Consider the following 23,773-nt stretch of genomic DNA (forward strand, 5'->3'; position numbering starts at 1 on the left):
GGTTAAAACGTTATTTCTTTTTTAATAACATATGATTTATGAAGACAAAAGAACTTTGTAGCAATAGCACAAAAATGACATAAAATATACCAATCTCTTGTATGCTAAAAAACAGTTACCATCCTGAGTTTGAGAATGGCAACTGCTTTTACGTTATATATTCAAATTGTTAATAAGTAGACTTTATAAAAAATGTCTATAATATTTATTTAGTATACTCTATATCTTGAAATAGTTTATTATAGTTTTCTACAGCTTTTTTATGACTTAGTTCTGATCTGGTCTCAACGTGGTCAAATGGCTCTTCTACAGTTTTCACCATATATTCTGTAAAGGCGGTAATATCGTCCGGTTCAACTAGATAACCATTTTCCCCATGTTTAATAATTTCTGACGGCCCATACCTCACATCATAAGAAATTACTGGACAGCCAACTTCAATACTCTCCATTACAGTTAACCCAAACCCTTCAAATTTGCTTGTTAACAATGCAGCTTTTGATTTTTGGAACTCTTTTAAAGGCGTATTTGTATATTCATTAACCTCTACTTTATCTTGAATACCAAATTGCTCGATTAAGTCTAACAATGCTTCTTTCTGACCGTCTTCATCTTTTCCAAATATTGCTAATTTCATATCATATCCATTGTCTAAAAACTGTTTATATGCCTTAATTAAATGATCTATTTGTTTAGCTTTACCTAACCGTCCTAAATAGATAAATCTATTTAATTGCTCAATATCATTATCGCGCGGATAGGGCTCCATGGAATGGGGTATAATTGCAAAACGATGCTGATCAATCGCTGTTTCTTTTTGGATATCATAGGTTTGCTTATGTGTTAATATAATATACTTTTCAACTTTGTCAGAGTGTTCTAGTGCAAATCTATAAGAACCTTTGATTTTTTCTCCATTTAGATGACTACTATGAAATACTAGAATATTTTTCGTAGCATTGGATTGCGTTAATAATGGTTTATCTAATAATCTTGCATCATTAAATACGATGTCGTTATCATTAAAACGTTGTCCAAAATAATATTTAAATAAATCCCTCTCATTACTAAAAGCTAAATAAGGTCTGCTATTGTTGTATATTTGTATATAGTCTAACGTGTTATCTTTATCATTTTTAAAAAACTTTTTACAATATACATTTTCCTGTGTGTCAAAATATACTTCGTATGATTTTGCAAACGGGTTATGTATATAATAGATTTTTCGATGTAATTGACCAAACATATTATATTCCCAGCGTTCTAATCTTTTTTCACTAATTGGCGACATAAAATCTTCAAATTGTAGAACATCACTAGACTGATAATATTTGCGATAAAGTACAAATTGATTTTCATTAAAATAGCGTATGACACTTCCATTTTTTGACGGTTTATCCGTTAAACCTTTGATTTTACGATTTGTCGTTTGATATTTTGGTTGATTTTTAAATTTCTTTTTAGGTGTCTCTAATAGTTTAAAACCACTCAACCAATCATATAAATTTTCAAACTCTGTATTTTTGGTTACTTTTCCCTCATTAATGAATTTTTCATATACTGAAGGATAATTTGCGTTATAGTTCGTCGTAAAAATTTTATTGGTTATACCTAATTCCGTATCCATTAATTTAATACGGCTTAACAACGCTTTCGTTCTACCACCATGTACTGGCGGCAATGTACTTGTCACTGTATAAATCATGCTTTTCCCTCATTTTCATCCCTATTATTTATTACTTTATACTATCATTTTACATTTTTTAATACGACAATATCAGAAAAGTGTTTTCTTTTAATCGATAGTAATTACTAATCAAAATAATTGAGTTTAATATGTTTATACTGTATTAAAATGCTTTTATTTAGTATAGCCGATGTCTTGAAAAAGCTTTGTATAATTTTGAATCGCTCTATCATGGCCTAGTTCTGGTCTTGTGTGTACATGAGTGAGTGGATTATCTATTATCTTAGCCATATAATCTGCAAATGCTTTAATGTTATTAGGTTCAACCAAGAATCCGTTTTTATTATGATCGATAATCTCTGAGGGCCCATACCTAACATCATAAGAAATTACTGGACAACCAACTTCAATACTCTCCATTACAGTTAATCCAAAACCTTCAAATTTGCTTGTTAAAAGTGAGGCTTTTGATTTTTGAAACTCAATTAAAGGGTTATTTGTGTATTCATTAATATCTACTTTGTCTTGAATACCAAATTGTTCGATTAAATCTAACATTTTCTTTTTCTGTCCCGCTTCATCTGGCCCAAAAATTGCTAATTTTGTTTCATATCCATAATCTAAAAATTGTTTATAAGCTTTGATTAAATGATCTATTTGTTTTTGAGCCCCTAGTCTGCCTAAGAAAATAAATCGATCTAATTTCTCTACTTTGTCAAGAGATTTATAAGATTTAATAGAGTGCGGAATCACATTCAAACGATTTTGTTCAAGAGATAGCTGATTTAAAATATCTTCTTTTTGTTTTTCCGTTAATAATATATATTTTTCTACTTTTTCAGAATGGTTTAAAGCAAATTTATAAGCATTTTTAATATGTTTACCATTTATATGACTATTATGAAAAACTAAAATGTTTTTAGTAGCGTTCGTTTGATTTAACAACGGCCCATCTAATAATCTTGCGTCATTAAACACTACATCGTTATCACTAAAACGTTGTTCAAAATAAAATTCAATCAATGCTTTTTCATCACTAAAAGCTAAATAAGGCCTGCTATCCTTATAAATTTGAATGTAGTCTAATGTATCAGTATCAGTATCAAAATACTTTTTACAATATATATGTCCCTTCGTATCAAAATACACTTCGCATAATTTTAAAAAAGGTTTATGGGTGTAGTAAATCTTTCTATGCAATTGACCAAATTCATTATATTCCCAACGTTCTAATCTTTTTTTACTAATGGGCGACATAAAATCTTCAAATTTAATCACATTACTATCTTCGTAGTATTTTCTGTATAATACATAATTTTCATCATCGTAATATCTCATAACATTTCCATCATCATAGCTTTTATTTTCTAAGCCTTCAATTTCACGATTCATTGTTTGATATTTTAAATTTTTTTTAAATTTCTTTTTAGGTGTCGTTAATAAATTAAAACCACTTAACCAATCATATAAATTTTCAAACTCTGTACTTTTCGTTACTTTTCCTTCATTAATGAATTTTTCATATACTGATAGGTAATTCGCATTGTAATTTGTCGTAAAAATTTTACTCGTTATACCTAATTCCGTATCCATTAATTTAATACGACTTAATAACGCTTTTGTTCTGCCACCATGCACTGGTGGCAATGTACTCGTTACTGTATAAATCATGCTTTCCCCTCATTTTCACTATTGTATTTACTTAAATCGTTATGTTTCATGTTACGATGCTAGTAAATTAATTATTTATTTTGAATGATTTAATAATTATGTCCTATATATTATAAACTACTATGTATAAAACATCTAATATTATTTAAGCTTACATTTATTTTCAAAAAAGTAATATTTGAATATCTAATTAAATATTTAAGTAATCCGTCATTTTATTTTTTGCGTATACTACTCATTTAATTTCTATTACCTTACTTTTAAATTCTAATAAATAAGCAACGCTTTTCATAAAAAACACTCTCGTATCAATTCATTTTAATATGAATTCAACGAAAGTGTTTTTAACTTCCTTCTCCAAATAGGATTTAGTGCAACACATCTATCATGTATTAAGCAGATTACTTATATTATTATAATTTAATTAAAACTTCGCCTAGATCGACTGTGCCATCATGTGATGATTTAATGTCGTGTTCCCCAGAATTTGTGACAATAACTGGTGTAACATCGCTTTTCGCATTTGCTTTAATATAATCTAAATCAACTGTCATAAGCATTTGACCTTTTGTAATCTCTTCGCCTGACTCTACATGAACTTCGAAACCTTCTCCCTTTAATCCAACCGTTTCTAGACCGAAATGAATTAATACTTCTATACCTGCTTCAGATTTTAAACCTATCGCATGTTTGGTAGGGAATACAAGTTCTACTGTTCCATCGAATGGTGCAACAACTTCCCCATTTTCAGGGTAAATGGCAATACCATCCCCCATTAATTTATCACTAAATACTTGGTCAGGAACTTCACTTAACGGTACTACGTGACCCTTAAGTGGCGCATAAATGGTTTCCCCTTCAATAGCAACTGTTTGATTCGTATCTTCATTTTCAATTGTCGTCTCTTCAGGTCTGGTAATGTTACCCGCCATAATTTGTGCCATATCGTGTTTGATTTGATCTGATTTAGGCCCAAAAATAGCTTGCATATTATTACCGACTTCTAATACGCCCGAAGCGCCTAATTGTTTTAACGCTTCCACGTCGACTTTAGATTTTTCATTAACTTCTACTCTTAAACGTGTAATGCACGCATCAAGATGTTTAATATTTGCATTACCACCCATTGCATCTAATACTTTAAATGGTAACTCATTTACTGATACGGTATTACTTTGCAGTTCTTTATCTTCTCTACCGGGTGTTTTATAATTTAATTTTTTAATAATGAATCTAAATATAAAGTAATAAGCAAACGCATAAACGATACCTACTGGAATGACAAGCCACCATGCTGTCTTATTTGGTAAAATATTCAGCAGTAAGAAATCAATAAATCCACCTGAGAATGTATAACCTAAATGAACATTTAACACATACATAATCAAGAAGCCAAATCCGTCTAAAACTGCATGAATAAAGAATAAAAGTGGTGCTACAAATAAGAATGAGAATTCTAATGGCTCCGTAATACCTGTTAAGAATGAAGTTAAAGCACCTGATAACATCAGCCCACCAACTACTTTACGATTTTCTTTCTTTGCTGAGTGATAAATCGCTAGTGCTGCGGCTGGAAGTCCGAACATCATCACTGGAAATTCTCCACCCATAAATTTACCAGCAGTTAATGGCACGTTTTCAGTAATTTGAGCAATAAAAATACGTTGGTCCCCATGGATGATTTGTCCTGCAGCAGTTTTAAAGCTACCAAATTCAAACCAAAATGGTGCATGGAAGATATGGTGTAAACCAAATGGAATCAATAGACGTTTAATAAATCCAAATAAAAACACTGCTATACCAGTATTTGAATCTAATAAACCTTCACTAAACGCATTTAAACCATGTTGAATCGTTGGCCAAATCCACGCCATTGGAAACGCTAGTATAAACGCGCATGTTGCCATCATAATGGGTACAAATCGTTTACCAGCAAAGAATCCTAAATAACTCGGTAACGAAATATTATAGAATTTATTATAACACCATGCAGCAAGCGCGCCGATAATGATACCACCGAAGACACCTGTTTGGAGTGTTGGAATACCTAATACGCTTGCATACCCACTTGCTGCGTCATTGACATTGTCAGGTGTAATACCTAAAAATGCGCCCATTGTCTTATTCATAATCATAAAACCAACAAACGCAGCGATTGCAGCTACACCATCGCCCCCAGCTAGACCAATGGCCACACCTAACGCAAAGATCATTGGCAAATTATCAAAAATAACAACACCAGCGCCCTCCATCATTTGCGCTACATGTTGGAAACCATCCGCTTTAACAAAAGGTATATAGGATTGTAATACTTCTCCTTGTAAAACCGTACCAAATGCTAATAACAAACCAGCAGCTGGCAAGATTGCCACAGGTAACATGAGTGCTTTACCTATACGTTGCAGCTGACCAAAAAATTTCTTCCACATACTGTATAATCCTCCATTTTCAAGAAACTCTATTTATTTCATATACTGAGCTATGAATTTATGTGCGTTTCTATGTATTTGCGTCAAAACAAGTTTAAAGACACAAAAAAAGGCATGAGTAAATAAACTGAGCTTTTGCTCGGTCTAAGTACTCATGCCTGATCGAATCAGTTACACGTGCTTCATTTATTATTGTGTTAAGTGGTTGATATGAAGTGTCAGATATACAACTTCCGCTTCATATACTGTTACACCTAATTGTTTTTGCATCATTTTCATTATCTTGACCGCTATATTATAGCACAAGGGGTAATGCGCTTTCAACATATTCTCAAATTCAGTTTGTGACTTGATCGTCTCGCGTTTACTAAGTCTTCTAATTAAGAATTGAACATGCCTAATAAAGCGTTGATATTGTATAGATGACATATCTATAGATTGATGTAAATCATGCTCTATAATTTGAATGCATTTGCTAATTAAATCATTAATATGATTCATTTGGCTAATCGTTAAATTTTCCATATTAGACGCAATATGTAATGCAATAAAACCAATTTCGTCTTCTGGGAATTGAATTGGTAACACTGAATTAAGTTGGTGAATAACTGAAGCGGATATTTTATATGCTTCAGGGTACAAGTGTTTGGTTTCCATCGTAAATGGATTACTAATATATTGGTTTTGTTTCAACCGTTTATATGCAAATATAATATGATCTGTTAGTGAAACAACTAAATGATTGCCGTCAATTTCTATATCTGAATTGGTAATCATATTAATTGCATCAATAACCGCTTGGATAACAGCGTCATCTGCTTCTTCAATGAGCGCTTTATAATGTTCTTGTTGTGTCTTATGTTCCAATGCATAAATTTTTTCTATCATTGCTTCGTCATCCACGACCATCCCAGGTTTCTTATTAAAACCGATACCTTTGCCAATAACTACTACTTCTTTTTGCTGACGTGTACAAATAATAACATTATTGTTTAATGGTTTTTTAATATGATATTGTCCCATCATAAACACCTTTCTTGGTTAATGCTTAAAATTATATAGTTTATTTTAATCAATTAAAACTATGATGATGTACGTTTTTATTAAAATGAAAGATATGCCATAAAAAATACCCAAATCGCATACATAAGTGCAACGTTAAACTCATTTCCATCTTTACACTTAATAACTATTTGAGTAGTTATCTGTTAAAAAGTAATCGTTTTAAATACCATATTAAACGTTTATTTCTCCAAATTCTCAAAATACTTTTGGAATGACTATTAAATTTAAGATTCTCAATTTGTAACGTGGTATGTTTCATGTGATATTGATGCTCTAATAATCGAGATATATTATTATATGGTTTCATATGCTTTCTCTTCAGAAGCGCTATCAAACACTACATGAGCGCTCAAAAGGAGGGTGTTCTGTGGTGATAACATGGTTAGTGCTAAACATTCAAAAAAGCAGCTCGTATTTTCAATCTAAGAAAGCCAAAGATAAGCGAACAGTTGATTTTTCCAGCCGCAAAATAAATAGCTACCATAGACAAGCTCAATGCTAAAACGTCACTTAACATATGAAATGAATCTAATATCAACGTTAAAATGTTGGAAACCATGCCACCGATAAATATTACTACTATAAATATTAATGTGATAATTAAAGTTATCCATATTGTAAATTTAGAGTTTTGCTTTGTTTTTCTGTGATCAAAGTGATGAAAGTATGCTCCTCTACGCTTTACATACCCCTCCTATTGGCTTTATACAACAAACTATTTTTATATGTATATATACAATTGTTACAACCCATTTATATTATAGAACGTTTTAAAAATCAATTATACAATTATTTTAAGTTAAAATAAATTTATTTTCGAATTTTCAAAATCACTATTATCATCATTTTTATAAAAAAGCGAAAACACAGTTACAATAAGCATCTGCATTCTCGCTCTAAAGTGTATGATCGCGTTTTAAAAATCATTTGTCATACTATTATATTATTTATTCTGGCCAAAGTTTACCATACACCGTCCCAACACTCGCAATATAATATACATGTTCTCCAATCATTTAATTATAAACTGTTTATTAAATATAGCAGGTAATATATTGTCATCCATCTGTTCAATTATAAGGATTGGGATTGTTCTACTTTACGTGTATCAACGGAAATATCTCTGTCCGCAAACACTTTTTTAGCTACAGTTAAGGCATTTAATACACGTGGAAATCCAGTATATGGTATTAATTGTGTGATGACTTCGACAAGTTCTTCTGCTGTCACCCCTGACGTCAATGCGGTATTCATGTGTAACTCCAATTGCGGTTCCGTACCTTGTGTAATCAACGATGATACTGTCACCAATGCACGCTGTTGGTTGGTTAGCCCGTTACGTGAGTATATGTCACCGTATGCGAATTCCATGATATATTTTGATACATCTGGTGCAATATCTTTAAGATTTTCAGCTATCTGTAAATGTGTTGTGCCTGTTTCTGATGTATATGTCATTAATTTATCTATACCTTGTTGGTATCTTGTCTTTTCCATCGTTTATCACTCCCATGTATTCATTCAAATCTATCTCTGAACAATTAATACTATAAGATTGAACAAACGATTTGTTAAATACATAATCGTCATCATTGCTATAACTCATAGTTATAGTACATCTAAAGATCACTATCTAATATATAATCAATCAAAGCTTGAGTAGCAAAAGAACGATGACTACCTTTTTTTACAATAATACCTACTTTCCAAGGTATATAAGGATCGGTGATGGGTAATGAAATGATTTTCTCTTTATTTATTTTGCGATTAAGTGAGCCAGGAAAAAAAGTAATCCCCAAGTTATTCTCCACCATATCTTTGATAAAATCCCATTGCGAACTTTTATATGCAATATGCGGTTGAAAACCGAAATCATTACATTCCTGAATAATACGATCATGCATTGTAAAGTCTTCAGTAAATAAAATCATGGGCTCATCTTTAACATCCGTCATTGAAATCTCAGAATGATTTGCAAGTACATGAGACTTGTGCAAAAACAACATCAATCTATCTTGAGTCAATGGAATAACATCAAAATCATTTTGATCCACAGGTAACATCACAATACCGCAATCTAAATCTCCTTTATCTACAAGATGAATTACGTTGTTTGTCCCCTCCTCTGTTAACGCCACTGTTATACCTGGATAGGCTGAAGCAAACCCCTTCATAATATTAGGGAAAAACATAATTCCAATGAGGGAAGGCAAACCCATTTTAATGTGACCGCTTTTAAGCATTGCATTATCTTCTAAACTTGAAGTTAACGTTGAAATTGTATTAAGTATTTGTTTACCATATTGATAAACAATCTCTCCAGAATCAGTCAGTCTTACACGTTTATCTGTACGGTCTAACAATTCGACACCAAGTTCTGTTTCAAACGCCTTAATTGTTTTACTTAACGCTGGCTGGGAAATATGTAATGTTTGAGATGCTTTGGTAAAACTACCTTGTTGTGCAACTTCTAAAAAATAACTGATTTGGCGTATTTCCAAGTTTGTTTCCCCCTTTCACTATTACTAAAAGTTATACCTTTGATTATATTTATTCATTTTACTTATCATTTTTATAGATGTAAACTAAACATTATAAACAATGATGGAGGGATAGATATGTTAAAAGATAAAGTAGCAATGATTTCAGGATCCGCTAGTGGCATCGGGTTAGAAATTGCTAAAGTCTTTTTAAACGAAGGTGCAAAAGTCGTGTTTACTGATATTGATCAAGATAAATTAGACCATGTCGTTCAATCATTTCAAACAAAAAACTTTGAATGTATAGGTATTGTAGCTGATGTTTCCGATGAAGAAGATGTTAAAAATTTAGTAAATCAAACTGTAAAACATTATGGCCGTATTGATATATTAATCAATAATGCAGGTTTGCAACATGTAGCAAATATAGAAGATTTTCCAACTGATAAATTCAAACAGATGATCGATATTATGTTGGTTGGCACTTTTATTATGACTAAATATGTGCTACCTATTATGAAAAATCAGCAATATGGGCGTATCTTAAATATGTCTTCTATTAATGGACTTGTCGGCTTTTCTGGCAAATCTGCTTACAACAGTGCCAAACATGGTATTATAGGTTTAACAAAAGTGACTGCTTTAGAAACCGCACAAGACGGCATTACTGTCAATGCAATATGCCCTGGTTATATTGATACGCCACTCGTGCGTGGCCAGATGGAAGATCTTGCTAAAACGAGAAATGTCAGTATCAATCAAGTATTGGATGAAGTGCTATTTCCGTTAATTCCTCAAAAACAACTAGTTGATATACAAGAAGTAGCTGATTACTCTGTATTTATTGCCAGTGACAAAGCTAAAAGCGTTACAGGTCAAGCCATCGTTATTGACGGCGGTTATACAGCACAATAATCTTCTCAACCTAAAAGTCTATTGGCATAGTTCGAAACAGCATGCCAATAGACTTTTTTATATATTTTATTTTTTCACGTGAAACACTTCGTTCATTTTAAACTCATATAATCAGTTGTTTTCATTAATTGACTATAGTGAACTCAGGCATCTGAATACTGCCCCGTTGGTTTTCAATCTTACTTCTTCAATCTATGCTTATTCTATCTCTATCCTAAAATGGATCAAGCTAGTTTTCGTTTAATCCAATAAAGGTCATACCATGTAACGTGTTTCCATTGTCTCTCTTTATTATTCTACTTCGCCTGTGGATGGGTTAAACTGTTTAATAGATTCTTTTCTTAATGCGTCTTTTTGTTCATCGCTAATATCAAAGTCGTTATTATACAATGTGCCTTCCCAACTACCATACATAGGATTTGGGAAAATAATGTATTTCTTACCAAATTCGTCTTTGTGTTTTTGCACAAATTTTTCACGTTCTTCAGCAGTAGGTTTTTTAGGTTCTCCAAAATCTAACAAGTTATCACCAAATAACATAACTAACTTATGGTCTTTTTCTACTGCTTGTCTACGTGATTCTTTACTTTTATCATTTTTACCTTTTAACAAAATATGATCTTCTGTTGCTTGTGGAATACCCTGCGCTTTTAAATTCTTTTGTGTCGCTTTAAAATCTTTGTCTTGGTCTCTATCAGAAATATAATAAATAGCTATCCCTTTTTGATCAGCGTATTTTAGAAATTCCTTTGCACCATATACAGGTTTCGCTGTTGCAGCTTCTACCCACTCGTGCCAACCTTCTGGATGTACTTTGTTATTTAAGGATGCATAACCTTGATAAGGAGAATTATCTAAAACTGTTTCATCTAAATCTAATGCGATTGCAAGTTTATGATCCCCTTTATTCTTTTTAATTTCTTTATCTAATTGGACTTGGGCGCTGTTATACCCTTGCAAATACAATGCTTTTGCTTCAGCGGAATTTTGATACCATGAAACAGCCATCGTATTTTCAGTACCTAAATTCACTTTTTCTTGCTGCTGATCCTGTTGTTCAACGACCGGTGCACTGCCCCCACTAGCGTTAGCAATTGATGTGTATGTAGAGAGTGGCGCAGCAACTGAAAATACCGCTGACAGTGAAAATGTCACAACATATTTTGAAAATTTATTCATATACTCACCTCATAAAATTTGATATATATTATATTTTAAAGAATATATTAATTTAAACAAAATGTGAATAGTTACTTTAACTATTATATTTTTTACATTGCCATAAGAAATATTTCATAGCTCTTTTTTGTAAATACACGTTTGCGTTGATCATTAAAAAAATCATTGCTAAATATATAATTTTTTTCCATTCTTTTTCTTTACAGCACTTTTTTATAAGGGTAGATTGATAATTGTAATGAGTAATCTGTGTAGAAAGAAGGAAAGTTCAATATGCAAAATTCAATAAGATACCGCAAATTCATTCTCCCCCTTGTCATCGGTATACTGATTTGGGCGCTGACCCCCCTTAAGCCAGAATCATTAAGCATACAAGCTTGGTATATGTTTGCTATTTTTGTATCAACTATTATCGCTTGTATTACGCAACCTATGCCAATTGGTGCTGTATCCATATTAAGTTTTACTTTTATGGTGTTGACTGGTGTTGCCGATATAAAAACGGCTGTGCAAGGGTTTGGTAATAATAGCATTTGGCTTATTGTCATAGCCTTTTTTATCTCAAGAGGCTTTGTAAAAACAGGACTAGGACGTCGCATCGCTCTAAGATTTGTGAAACGATTTGGTAAAAAAACATTAGGTCTCGCCTATGCGCTTGTAGGTGTCGATCTTATATTAGCCCCTGCTACACCAAGCAATACGGCCCGTGCGGGTGGTATTATGTTTCCAATTATTAAATCTCTATCAGAATCATTTGGTTCAGACCCTAAGCAAGGATCTGAGCGAAAAATGGGCGCGTTTCTAATTTTCACAGAATTTCAAGGTAATTTAATTACTGCTGCAATGTTTTTAACTGCTATGGCTGGTAATCCCCTCGCTCAAAACCTTGCAGAAAGTACTGCTCAAGTACATATAACATGGATGAATTGGTTTTTAGCTGCCCTAGTCCCTGGATTACTTTCTCTCATTATTGTTCCATTCATTATTTATAAAATATACCCGCCAAGTATTAAACAAACGCCTAACGCTAAAAATTGGGCAGATAATGAGTTAACTAAAATGGGCAAAATCTCAATGCCAGAAAAATTTATGATTGTCATCTTTATCATAGCATTGACGCTTTGGGTTACAGGCAGCCTAATTCAAATTGATGCTACATTGACTGCATTTATCGCACTATCATTATTACTCGTTACTGGCGTATTAAACTGGAAAGATATTTTAAATGAAACAGGTGCATGGAATACATTAATCTGGTTCTCAGTACTTGTATTAATGGCTGATCAATTAAATAAACTAGGCTTTATTCCATGGTTAAGTAAACTGATTGCAACAAGTTTAGGTGGCTTTAGTTGGCCAATCGTACTGGTTATGTTACTCATTTTCTATTTCTATTCACATTATCTATTTGCTAGCGCTACTGCTCATGTTAGCGCAATGTACGCTGCACTGTTAGGCGTTGCTATTGCAGCCGGTGCGCCACCGTTATACAGTGCGCTCATGTTAGGTTTCTTCGGTAATCTATTGGCTTCGACAACACATTATAGTAGTGGACCTGCGCCAATATTATACGCGGCTGGTTATATAAGCCAAAAACGTTGGTGGACAATGAATTTTATTTTAGGTATCGTTTATTTTATTATATGGATTGGTTTAGGATCTCTTTGGATGAAACTCATCGGCATTCTGTAATACACTGTGCCGGTTCTAATTGAGTCTAGAACAAGTCAAACACTAAAAGAATTAAACAGTATAACCATTAGCTAGATAGATTGCCTTCCACTCATAATCATCATAAAAAACGCTGTATAAATGTATACAGCGTTTTTTCAAGTTATTTTTCAAGCGTTTAATCGTTGTAGTAAGACGCTCTATTAATATATTTTATTTTTTAATCATACTAGCTGTCCCATTATTCATTAGATTATAAAAATGATCAATCAGATCTTCTTTAGAAATAGGTGTGCTATCTTGTACCCAGTGCTTAATGAGTGAAATGCCTGCTCCCGATACATAGCTCATAAAATATGAAAAAGGCATTGTTTCAATGGTGTCATCTGTACTTTTATATAAACTTAAATGGTTATAAATCAACATATAAAGTTTTTCTTGTATCATAGAAGCTTTACCTATACTAAACAACATATAATAGCTTTTTCTATTTTCTTCAATATGTTCAATTAGGTAAACCATAATATTTTTAACAACATCTGTAGGTATACCTTTCTTCTCTCTATGATGTTGGTCACTTATAAACTTCTGTAAATCGTCTATTATTTGATTTTCTATTTGTTCTAACAAATCATACTTATCTAAATAATAACTATAAAATGTACCTCTATTAATATCAGCTTTATCTGCCAATTGTTGTACTGTCAGTTTTTCAAATGATTCACCTTTTAACAACTCTAAAAAAGCAGACTGGATTGCTTGTTGTGACTTTCGTACTCTCCGATCTTGAACCATAACCCTTTTCCACCTCCGACATTTCTATTTATTGAACAATATTAACTCAATTGTTGTTTTTCGAACAGTTATCACACGCTTGATTGTTGTTTATTACTTGATTCGAATATAAGGTAAAAGTGTATTAAAAAACAAGTATTACCTTATGCGAAAGGAATGGTTTATATGACTAAACAAATGTTAGGTAATTCAAAATTAACTGCAACTAGAATTGAAGATATTAAAGAAGGCGTAAATCATATTGTTATAGATAGCATACAATACGGTAATCAAGAAATGATTATGGAAAAAGATATTGCTGTGCCCATGTCAGATGGTGCAGAATTATACGTCAACGTCATCCGTCCTAATAAAGAAGGCACATTCCCCGTTGTAATGTCTGCAGACACATACGGTAAAGATAACAAACCAAATATTAATAATATGGGCCCGCTTTGGCCAACACTTGGTGCAATTCCAACTTCAAGCTTAACACCAGAAGAATCTCCAGACCCTGGGTTCTGGGTGCCTAATGACTATGTCGTTGTCAAAGTTGCGCTACGCGGTAGCGCTAAATCAAAAGGATCTTTATACCCTTGGGGGCTTTCAGAAGCAAAAGACTATGCCGAAGTAATTGAATGGGCTGGAAAACAGCCATGGAGTAATGGCAACGTTGGTACAAATGGCGTTTCTTATTTAGCTGTTACACAATGGTGGGTAGCCTCATTAAACCCGTCTCATCTGAAAGCAATAATTCCTTGGGAAGGCTTAAACGATATGTACCGTGAAGTGGCTTTCCATGGCGGTATACCTGATACAGGCTTTTACAGATTTTGGCACGATGGACTTATCAATAGATGGCCAGATTCAGACATTGAAGATTTAAAAGGTTCCCAAAAAAATCATCCATTATTTGATGATTATTGGAAAGGCAAACAAGCAGATCTTTCTGCTATTAAAGTGCCAATGTTTGTTTGTGCAAGTTGGTCTACCCAAGGTTTGCATAACCGTGGTACATTTGAAGGCTTTAAACAAGCTTCTTCTCAAGTTAAATGGCTTAAAATACACGGACGTAAAGAATGGGAAACTTACTATGCACGTGAATCTCTTGAACAACAAAAAGATTTCTTTGATTATTATCTCAAAGGCATCGACAACGATTGGCAAGATACACCTAAAGTGAGCTACGAAGTCAGGGATAAATTTTATCAAGGCTATACAAAATATGCGTCTGATTTCCCAATCCCAAATACAAAAGAAACAGCTCTATATTTAGATGGTCAAACAATGTCACTCGACATTTCAAAACCTCAAGAAACAGCTAAAGTTTCTTATGACAGTGAAGCTGAAGGCAATGATGAAGTGAGATTTAGTACAACATTTGATCAAGACACAGAAATTACAGGCAATATGAAATTGAAGTTATGGGTTTCAGCAGATGAAGCAGACGATATGGATTTATTTGTGGGTATTAAAAAATTAAATCGTCAAGGCGAAGAAGTGCATTTCCCTGATTTCAATCATATTGAACATGGACAAGTTGCGACAGGTTGGTTACGTGTATCTCACCGTGAATTAGATCAAGATAAATCTACGCCGTTACAACCATGGCATACACATGAAAAAGAAGTTAAATTAAACGGCAATGAAATTGTACCTGTAGAAATCGAAATTTTACCATCTGGCACATTATTCAAACAAGGTGAAAGTGTCCAAGTCGTTGTTAAAGCAAGCGAAGTTGTTAAAGGTAATAGTACACCTGGACTCAAAACACGTTATGAACATGACGAAACAGTAAATCAAGGGACACACAATATTTATACTGGTGGTAAATACGATTCACATTTACTTGTACCTATAGTGCCTAACAACTCATAATTTATGGCAATACGAGGAAGTAAGCCATAGTGAAAATGAATGGCACTCAAGCAGACTAATAATTAAAATTTAATATGGCTTTTTCTAAAGCCGCCTATTTAAATTATCTAAAAAGTCAACTGAAGCTTTAGACCATAACCAATGCATATTGATGAAATAAGAGGGAAATATCTAACAAGAAATGCAAATCACACACATCCCCAATTCTTAACATTAGGAGGACTCAGTCATGAATAGATTAAAATTAAAAGGGGCGACATTAAATTATTATAAAGTAGGCCAAGGTCCTATACTTATTTTAGTGCCAGGCGCCAATGGTACAGGTGATATATTTTTACCTTTAGCAGAGCACTTGAAAGATAACTTTACCGTCGTAGCTGTAGACCGTCGTGACTATGGTTATAGCGAGTTAACTGCACCTCTTCCTGAACGAGCACAAAAACCTGATGACGATTATCGTGTTAAACGTGATGCTAAAGACATCTCAGAACTTGCTAAACACTTAAGTGACGAACCTGTGTATTTACTAGGTTCTAGTTCTGGCGCTATCGTTACCATGCATGTCTTAAAAGATTATCCTGAAGTGATTAAACAAATTGCTTTTCATGAACCGCCAATTAATACTTTTTTACCAGATAGTAAGTATTGGAAAGATAAAAACGACGAGATTGTAGAACAAGTTTTAACTGAAGGACTACAAGCAGGTATGAAAACTTTCGGAGAAACGCTAAATATTTCAGCCATTGACGCAAAAAGTATGGCTCAACCTGTTTCCGAGGATGAAAAAGCGCAAAAAGCACAATATGAACGCATGATGTTTTGGGCAGAATATGAAATTAGACAGTACACACATTCTGATATTAAATTAGAAGATTTATCACAATATAAAGACATCATAACGTTATTAAATGGGAATGACTCTAAAGGATCGTTTCCTCAAGATGTCAATTTTTATATCGCTGAACAAACGGGTATCAAAATCGTCGACATACCTGGCGGACATTTAGGATATATTCAGAAGCCTGAAGGTTTTTCAGAAACAATATTATCGATATGGACGTAATATTTTGATTAAAAAATGAGATGAAAGTTGATTACGATGGAAAATAATAAAAACATTTTAGTAATGGGCGCTTCCGGAAACCAAGGCAATGCAGTTGCAAAAAGTTTACTATCCAATGGTTGGATTGTGCATGCTATGACGCGGAATCCTAACCAATCTGCGATAAAAGAATTAGAACAAGATGGAGCTGTTATTGTACAAGCAGATATGAATGATAAACAGTCTCTTGTCGAAGCAATGGGAAATGTTTATGGTGTTTACAGCGTACAATCATTTGATCCTAAAGACCCTGATAAAGAAGTACAACAAGGAAAAATGGTGGCAGATGTAGCTAAGCAAGTAGGTACTACTCACTTTGTATACGGGTCAGCAGCTGGCGCTGAAAAGTATAGTGGCGCTGATAACTTTGCAAGTAAATGGCAAATTGAAGAATATATTCGTGCATTAGATTTACCGTATACAATCTTACGCCACACATTTTTCATGGATAATTTCACTGGTTTTGCGAAAGTGCAAGATGACAAAATAGTGATGCAAGGCTTTATGGATTCTGAAATACCATTACAGATGCTTGCCGTACAAGACATCGGTACTTTTACCGCTATTACTTTTAGCCAACCAAAACAATATATAGGCAAAGCTATGGAATTAGCGGGTGAAGAAATTACTTTAAATGAAATAGCTAAAAAGTTAAGTGAGAAATTTGAAGTATCTTGTGAAATAGTAGATGTGCGTAAAAAGTTCCAACAAATGATGAAAATGTTCGAATGGTTTGAATATGAAGGCTATGAGGCTAATATAGCTGAATTACGTAAGGTAAATCCTCAACTACTTAATTTTGATGCTTGGCTCCAACAATTAGAATGGAAGGATTTCACTTAGTTCAAAATAATATTTTTACTTGGAAAATATATGAAAAGAAAGTTGTGTTTATATGAAGAGTATTACCTTTGAAGAACATTTTATATTACCAGAAGTTAAAGACGAAATGGCAAAACTTGTACAACCTGACCCAGAAGGTGTGCCTTTAAAGACTATGTTAGAGGCTTTAGAAAGTAAAACAGGGTTCACGGATGATGATGAGATACAGAATCACGAACAACGAATCAAATTTATGGAAGAACATAACGTAGCAGTCCAAATATTATCTTATGGTAATGGGGCGCCATCTAACCTGACAGGAGAAAAAGCAATTGAGCTCTGTCGGTATGCTAACGATAAATTGTATGGTTATATTGAAATGTATCCAGAACGTTTTCTTGGGTTTGCCTGTATACCAATTAATGAACCTCAAGCAGCGGCTGAAGAATTAGAAAGGGCAGTTACGCAGCTAGGTTTTAAAGGTGTATTAATACCTGGACGACCTCATAATGGCTTTTTAGAGCAAGAGAAATATGATGTTATTTTTGCTAAAGCTGAAGCATTGGGCGTGCCTATATATTTACATCCTGCTCCAGTGAATGCGGATGTTTATCAAGCATATTACAAAAGCGATGCATATACAGACGCTACTGCCGCTTCATTTGCCTCCTTTGGCTATGGATGGCACGTTGATGTCGGTATCCACGCCATCCACCTCGTTTTAGGTGGTGTTTTCGATAAACATCCTAATTTGCAAATGATTATTGGACATTGGGGAGAGTTTATACCATTTTTCTTAGAGAGAATGGATGAAGCACTTCTTTCAGACCATCTTGTTCATCCTATAAGCCAATATTTTAAAAACCATTTTTATATTACACCAAGTGGCATGTTAACCCATCCCCAATTCGAGATGGTTAAAAATGCTTTTGGCATCGATAGAATACTCTATGCTGCGGATTATCCTTATATTAAACCTGAAAAACTTGGTACATTTTTAAACGACTTAGGTTTATCGCTCGAAGATCAAGCCAAAATTAATTATAAAAATGCGCAGCACTTACTCAAACTGAATAATAATCATGTATCGGCTAAAAAAAATTAAATACTTGAGCAATCAGCTTAAGTGACCATGATTGTAAATTATAATAAAACTTAAAAATATTGAGCCTGTGATAAATCAATATCTCAGGCTTTAATTTGGAAAGTATGTTATTATCGGGCGTTTCTTTAATTAAAACTATACTTATATTCACTTTGCACAGAACTACTTTCTTTATTTATGAAAACGAGTATTACTTGCGCAAGCGTTTCAGTGCTTTTATACCTCTTCTTATGTTAGTAATACTTATGCATGAGCCTCCTACTCATGCAATTACCTTAACTTTAAATTTTTTATACACAAAAATTCACTCAATAATGTATTCCATTTTGGAACTATATACTTAAGTTAAAGAAATGAGGATCAATGATGCAAATTCAAATAGAGCAAGGCACAATCGAAGGGATATTGAATGACTCTATTTACAAATTTTTAGGTCTACCATATGCAGAAGCTCCTGTAAAAGAACGAAGATGGCGAGAACCTTTGCCTCCAAAAAGATGGAAAGGTGTTTATAAAGCCATAGAATTTGGCCCAGTGTGTCCGCAAAAAGGTGGTGCGAGCTTTGACTTAAGAACCTTAAAACAAAGTGAAGATTGTCTATACATCAATGTATGGACATCTGATACCGATAAAATTGCACAGCAACCCGTTATGGTTTGGATTCATGGAGGCGGTAATTTAGGTGGCGCTGGTTCAGAAGACGCTTTTGATGGAGCTGAATTGGCAAAACAAGGTGTAACCGTAGTTACCTTCAATTATCGTCTAGGCGCTTTTGGTTTTTTAGCACATCCAAATATAGGGTGTAATTTTGCTGTACTTGATCAAGTTGCTGCATTAAAATGGGTTACTAATAATATAGAATATTTTGGAGGAAATCCCAATAACGTGACGATATTTGGTGAATCAGCTGGTGCCCAAGCTGTGAGAAATTTATTGTCAGTTAAACGCGCTAAAGGATTATTTCACCGAGCTATTATACAAAGCGCTGGTTTTGAACCTTATGTTTTTGCGTCAGAACCAACTTATGAAAAGGTGGAAAATGTTACTGTAGATATGTTAAATAAATTGGGCTCAAGTGATTTGGAATCATTACAACAGCTTTCAACCGATACAGTGTTAGAGGCTTCGACAGAATTTTCAGGTGTATTTCCGCCTCCTGGCGAAGTTCATACACCAGCGAATCTAATTTGGAACCCAGTACCTGATGGGGATATTGTAGCTAAACAAGATTGGGAAAATTGGAACACAGATATACCTATTTTAATCGGTTGCGTTGAAAATGAAGCCCGCTATTTTATAAAACCTGATATGGAATACAGTGTTGATACGCTTAGTAATATGATAACAGCGTTGACGGAACCAGTAAGCGACCGTGTACGTCATATATTAAAGGCAGATAATTTAACTACATATGAAGCTTTAGATAAATTATTCACTACTGCAGTATGGTTTGAACCTTGCTATGCAACGGTCAAACGTTTTGAAAAGTTAGGCCACAATATCTATTATTATCATTTCTCGAGAGTTTCTCCAGTGGCGCATAGAACAAAAGAATTAGCTAAACATACATCAGAAATTAGATATATTTTTGGTAACTTAAATCCCAAAGGAGACTACGACGAAAAAGATATAACTATTTCAAAAGCCTTACAACATGCATGGGTATCATTTGCGCGAAACGGCATTCCTAGTAATAAAGATAGTTCGTTATGGCCGCGTTATGATAGCAAATTACCTTATATGACTTTGATAAAAAACGAAATTTTGAGCTGTCCAATAGAGCTTACATCACTTACCAGAACAATCCATTCGTTGAGAGTATAAGTTATGGCACGCTATATTTATGTATTTGGGTAAGCCCCTAAAAGTTGGGTATAGAAATCTAACTTTTAAGAGGCTTTTTTATTTTAAAATTTGTTTGTTTTATACAAAACGAAACTTTGAGTTCATCATTTTAGACATACCTAATCACTAGATAGATGCTACACTTAAGATAAATATTGTGAATATTTTCACATAATAAAAGGAGACGATTTTTATGAAAAAGGTTTTTATCGCAGGCGCAATCCCTGAAATGGGACTTAGTCAACTTGAAAAACATTTTGAGGTTGATATGTACACAGGTAAAACGTTAATTTCTGAAGCATTATTAATTCAAAAAGTTCAAGATGCAGATGCATTAATCACTTTATTGTCTACTAACGTGAGCCGGAAAGTCATTGAATCGGCGCCAAAACTAAAAATCATAGCTAACTATGGTGCTGGTTTTAATAACATTGACATCCAAGCTGCCCGTGAACGCCATATTGATGTTACGAATACACCGATTGCTTCCACAAATGCAACAGCAGATTTAACGATGGGCGTTTTATTGGCTGTCGCTCGCCGTATTCCTGAAGGCGATCAACTTTGCCGTAACGAAGGATTCAATGGTTGGTCCCCTTTATTCTTTAGAGGACGTGAAGTATCAGGTAAAACGATTGGTATTATCGGCTTAGGAGAAATCGGTACGGCAGTTGCAAGACGTGCTAAAGGGTTTGATATGAGTGTGCTTTACACAGGGCCAAATCGCTATAAAGATAAAGAAGCTGAATTAAATGCTGAATACGTCACACTCGATGCACTTTTAGAACGTTCAGATTTTGTAACTATAAATTGTTCGTATAATGAACAATTAAAGCATATGATTGATTACCAAGCGATTCAAAAAATGAAACCAACTTCATACTTAATCAATGCATCTAGAGGGCCAATTGTTTATGAGGCCGAATTAGTCAAAGCACTTAAAAAAGGCGTGATTGAAGGTGCTGCACTGGATGTATTTGAATTCGAACCACAAATAACAGAAGCGCTTAAATCAATGAAAAATGTAGTCATTACACCACACATTGGTAATGCAACTTTTGAAGCAAGAGATATGATGGCTGATATTGCAGCGACAAACGTAGTGAAACAACTTAGCGGTGAAACACCCAATTATATTGTGAACTGACAGGAGTGAAAGCTATGTTACACACATCTAACCGTTTTTTTAAAATTAATGATTTACAACATTTTTCTGATGAAGCAGCGAAAAAAACAATATTCTATGAATCAACACATTCAGCCGGTGCTGTTTGGTGTCTAAAACCAGGTCAAACATTGCCTTGTCACACACACAAAGATGCAGATGATGTTTGGATTGTTCTCCAAGGCAAAGGTACATTTTTCACAAACAATAATAATCAAAAAACCATCCAAGCAGGTGATATATTTGTATCATTTCCAGGCGATGCCCATGGTATGACCAATACAGGCGACGAAGACTTTGTGATGCTAGGATTCGCTGCCCCTATGCCACTCGACTTTAACCCCTATGAATGCCCTCAATAGCCATTATACAAATAAAAACCTAAGATGATTTGTTATACTAAAAAGGATTGGCGAGTACCGTAGCTCCCAATCCTTTGCTTCAATGGTGGGTAGACTAACCTCTCTCCTGCAGTAAATACGTTTCCTATTTTTTAAATCATACTTTGTTGCTTTCCTTTTAACAATTCGTAATATAATCGGTAAGCTTTAAACAGGCAACTGCTCTGTATCCTTTTGTGACATCGTTCGTAATTCAATGACATGGTTTTTAAGATATTACTTTTAATTCAAATGGTTGCCAAGGTTCAAGTAAATCTAATAAAAAATGCTCTTCTTTTCTAACATGGCCTATGACATTTTTATAACCTTTGTTTACCATATCTTGTAATGCGATTTGCATTTCACCTTTGTAATGCCCGTATGCGTCATTACAAATCATAATATCTCCTTTAACAATTTGGTTTGTACTATTTGGAGGGAAATCTTCATTTTTATAATGCACACGACTCATAGTTGAACGTATCACGTAGTCTGATACATCCCCTCGGTTAAAATGAAATTCTTTTTCGATGACTTTTCTATCTAATGACGTAATATCATCACTCAAATAAACATCAAAGCTAGGCATAGTCAAATTAATTTCTGAGAGCGCTCGCAATTCTGATTCAGAAGCAAATGCGTTACCAATCAATAAATCATCTATTACATTTGTCATTAATAAATGCTTGGCTTGTACTGTTGTAAGTAAATTTCTATGGCTTTCTAAAGTAGGCAAACCTTCCATAATCTTCCACGGCCCTATCTTTCCTTCTTGTGAAGTCACAAAAGCTGCAGTTTTAATAGCATTTTTTTTATAAGACTCGCTCGTAGTTATCAAACGGTTGTAAGATAAACCAGTGTATGTTTGAGGATAAAAGTTATGGCAACCTATAAGTTGGTTCAAATTGGGTTTATAACTTAAGACATCTTCAATAAAAGTTGCGCTCACACTGATATTTAATTCTACAAACATATGCTCTTGGTTATAACTCATTTGTGCTATTTCTTGGGCTGAAAACCCAGCGTCCACGCGTATGCCTGATACACCTAATGATTTAAAAAAGGATAAATCTTTAGGCGTTAAATTCAAATCTTTAAACACTTTATGATTAATATCTGCAATAACTATCATATTGTTTTCTGTAGCAACTCTAACAACTGATTTAAACTTTTGAAATACCGCTTCATCATCATTTTTTACTGATAATAAATTTGTGAATACACGTTTAAACCCATATTTCGCACTTAATTCAATATAATGAATCATTTCTTCTAAACAAGATTGTGTCGGATAAACTGATATTCCTAATTTATGCATATACATTTACTCCTTATCTGATTTATACAAAATGCCTCTCATTTGTCGTTTATCAATAAGTACACGTGATTTTTCAAAAAAGAGAATACTTGCAAATATTAATAAAAACAACATAGCGCCCCACCCCAATATATTAATCTTTTCAAATATCAATACTGGGACAACAATGATAAATGGAATCGCTACAAGTAATACCCACCTATTAAAATTGAATTTGTTTACTATAAAATGAGCTATTTTGTAGCAGCAAAATACAAGAAAAAACAATAATATAATATAAACAAATC

The 23,773-nt window shown here is 33.6% G+C and carries 18 protein-coding genes and 1 pseudogene; 9 read left to right on the forward strand and 10 right to left on the reverse strand.

Annotated elements, in window-relative coordinates:
• Positions 1-205 precede the first annotated feature (205 nt).
• From KA894_RS10675 to KA894_RS10705, 7 genes and pseudogenes are all read right to left on the reverse strand, one after another.
• Positions 206-1,705 (reverse strand): glycosyltransferase, encoded by a 1,500-nt coding sequence (locus KA894_RS10675; RefSeq protein WP_210133955.1) that lies wholly within the window; start codon positions 1,703-1,705, stop codon positions 206-208.
• Positions 1,706-1,861: 156 nt separating this feature from the next.
• The gene (locus KA894_RS10680) at positions 1,862-3,358 is read right to left on the reverse strand and encodes a glycosyltransferase (protein WP_119487988.1); all 1,497 of its coding nucleotides are present in this window, start codon (positions 3,356-3,358) and stop codon (positions 1,862-1,864) included.
• Between the two features lie 413 nt (positions 3,359-3,771).
• Positions 3,772-5,787 carry a glucose-specific PTS transporter subunit IIBC gene (ptsG, locus tag KA894_RS10685; RefSeq protein ID WP_103373691.1) on the reverse strand — a complete coding sequence of 672 codons (2,016 nt, stop codon included), beginning with the start codon at positions 5,785-5,787 and terminating at the stop codon, positions 3,772-3,774.
• Positions 5,788-5,976: 189 nt separating this feature from the next.
• On the reverse strand, positions 5,977-6,810 hold the full coding sequence (gene glcT, locus KA894_RS10690; protein ID WP_119487987.1) for a glucose PTS transporter transcription antiterminator GlcT: 834 nt from the start codon (positions 6,808-6,810) through the stop codon (positions 5,977-5,979).
• Positions 6,811-7,246: 436 nt separating this feature from the next.
• Positions 7,247-7,528, reverse strand: a pseudogene (locus KA894_RS10695) (cation efflux transmembrane domain-containing protein); the annotation flags it as partial.
• Positions 7,529-7,926: 398 nt separating this feature from the next.
• Positions 7,927-8,349 (reverse strand): carboxymuconolactone decarboxylase family protein, encoded by a 423-nt coding sequence (locus KA894_RS10700; RefSeq protein ID WP_096808133.1) that lies wholly within the window; start codon positions 8,347-8,349, stop codon positions 7,927-7,929.
• A 122-nt stretch (positions 8,350-8,471) separates the two neighbouring features.
• Complete coding sequence (locus tag KA894_RS10705; protein ID WP_119487986.1) at positions 8,472-9,353, reverse strand: LysR family transcriptional regulator; 882 nt, start codon at positions 9,351-9,353, stop codon at positions 8,472-8,474.
• Positions 9,354-9,470: 117 nt separating this feature from the next.
• Between KA894_RS10705 and KA894_RS10710 the strand changes: the two genes are divergently transcribed.
• Positions 9,471-10,247 carry a 3-hydroxybutyrate dehydrogenase gene (locus KA894_RS10710; RefSeq protein ID WP_107644297.1) on the forward strand — a complete coding sequence of 259 codons (777 nt, stop codon included), beginning with the start codon at positions 9,471-9,473 and terminating at the stop codon, positions 10,245-10,247.
• Positions 10,248-10,538: 291 nt separating this feature from the next.
• Here the strand turns inward: KA894_RS10710 and KA894_RS10715 are convergent, their stop codons facing one another.
• Positions 10,539-11,426, reverse strand: coding sequence for a 5'-nucleotidase, lipoprotein e(P4) family (locus KA894_RS10715; RefSeq protein WP_096808130.1), 888 nt, complete (start codon positions 11,424-11,426; stop codon positions 10,539-10,541).
• A gap of 273 nt (positions 11,427-11,699) precedes the next feature.
• On the opposite strand from KA894_RS10715, the gene KA894_RS10720 reads away from it, so the two are divergent.
• Positions 11,700-13,118, forward strand: a complete 1,419-nt coding sequence (locus KA894_RS10720) for an anion permease (RefSeq protein ID WP_119487985.1) — start codon at positions 11,700-11,702, stop codon at positions 13,116-13,118.
• 192 nt (positions 13,119-13,310) lie between these two features.
• Here the strand turns inward: KA894_RS10720 and KA894_RS10725 are convergent, their stop codons facing one another.
• Entirely contained in the window at positions 13,311-13,892 is a 582-nt protein-coding gene (locus KA894_RS10725) for a TetR/AcrR family transcriptional regulator (protein ID WP_103373293.1), read from the reverse strand.
• A gap of 165 nt (positions 13,893-14,057) precedes the next feature.
• On the opposite strand from KA894_RS10725, the gene KA894_RS10730 reads away from it, so the two are divergent.
• The 7 genes from KA894_RS10730 to KA894_RS10760 all read left to right on the forward strand — a co-directional run bounded on the left by KA894_RS10730 (position 14,058) and on the right by KA894_RS10760 (position 22,150).
• On the forward strand, positions 14,058-15,749 hold the full coding sequence (locus KA894_RS10730) for a CocE/NonD family hydrolase (RefSeq protein ID WP_119487984.1): 1,692 nt from the start codon (positions 14,058-14,060) through the stop codon (positions 15,747-15,749).
• A gap of 229 nt (positions 15,750-15,978) precedes the next feature.
• Positions 15,979-16,812, forward strand: a complete 834-nt coding sequence (locus tag KA894_RS10735; RefSeq protein ID WP_210133957.1) for an alpha/beta hydrolase — start codon at positions 15,979-15,981, stop codon at positions 16,810-16,812.
• 36 nt (positions 16,813-16,848) lie between these two features.
• A complete protein-coding gene (locus KA894_RS10740; RefSeq protein ID WP_119487982.1) occupies positions 16,849-17,694 on the forward strand; it encodes an NmrA/HSCARG family protein in 846 nt (281 codons plus the stop codon).
• A gap of 52 nt (positions 17,695-17,746) precedes the next feature.
• Positions 17,747-18,778 carry an amidohydrolase family protein gene (locus KA894_RS10745; RefSeq protein WP_210133959.1) on the forward strand — a complete coding sequence of 344 codons (1,032 nt, stop codon included), beginning with the start codon at positions 17,747-17,749 and terminating at the stop codon, positions 18,776-18,778.
• A 366-nt stretch (positions 18,779-19,144) separates the two neighbouring features.
• Positions 19,145-20,602: a carboxylesterase/lipase family protein gene (locus KA894_RS10750; RefSeq protein WP_182478038.1), complete on the forward strand. Its 1,458-nt coding sequence runs from the start codon at positions 19,145-19,147 to the stop codon at positions 20,600-20,602.
• Between the two features lie 214 nt (positions 20,603-20,816).
• Positions 20,817-21,770, forward strand: coding sequence for an NAD(P)-dependent oxidoreductase (locus tag KA894_RS10755; protein WP_119487979.1), 954 nt, complete (start codon positions 20,817-20,819; stop codon positions 21,768-21,770).
• 14 nt (positions 21,771-21,784) lie between these two features.
• Positions 21,785-22,150 carry a cupin domain-containing protein gene (locus tag KA894_RS10760; RefSeq protein ID WP_103373286.1) on the forward strand — a complete coding sequence of 122 codons (366 nt, stop codon included), beginning with the start codon at positions 21,785-21,787 and terminating at the stop codon, positions 22,148-22,150.
• Between the two features lie 247 nt (positions 22,151-22,397).
• Here the strand turns inward: KA894_RS10760 and KA894_RS10765 are convergent, their stop codons facing one another.
• Positions 22,398-23,486: a DUF871 domain-containing protein gene (locus KA894_RS10765; protein WP_119487978.1), complete on the reverse strand. Its 1,089-nt coding sequence runs from the start codon at positions 23,484-23,486 to the stop codon at positions 22,398-22,400.
• Between the last annotated feature and the right edge of the window lie 287 nt (positions 23,487-23,773).

Origin of the sequence: Staphylococcus sp. GDY8P131P (assembly GCF_017891975.1) — a bacterium.
Lineage (GTDB): Bacteria > Bacillota > Bacilli > Staphylococcales > Staphylococcaceae > Staphylococcus > Staphylococcus nepalensis.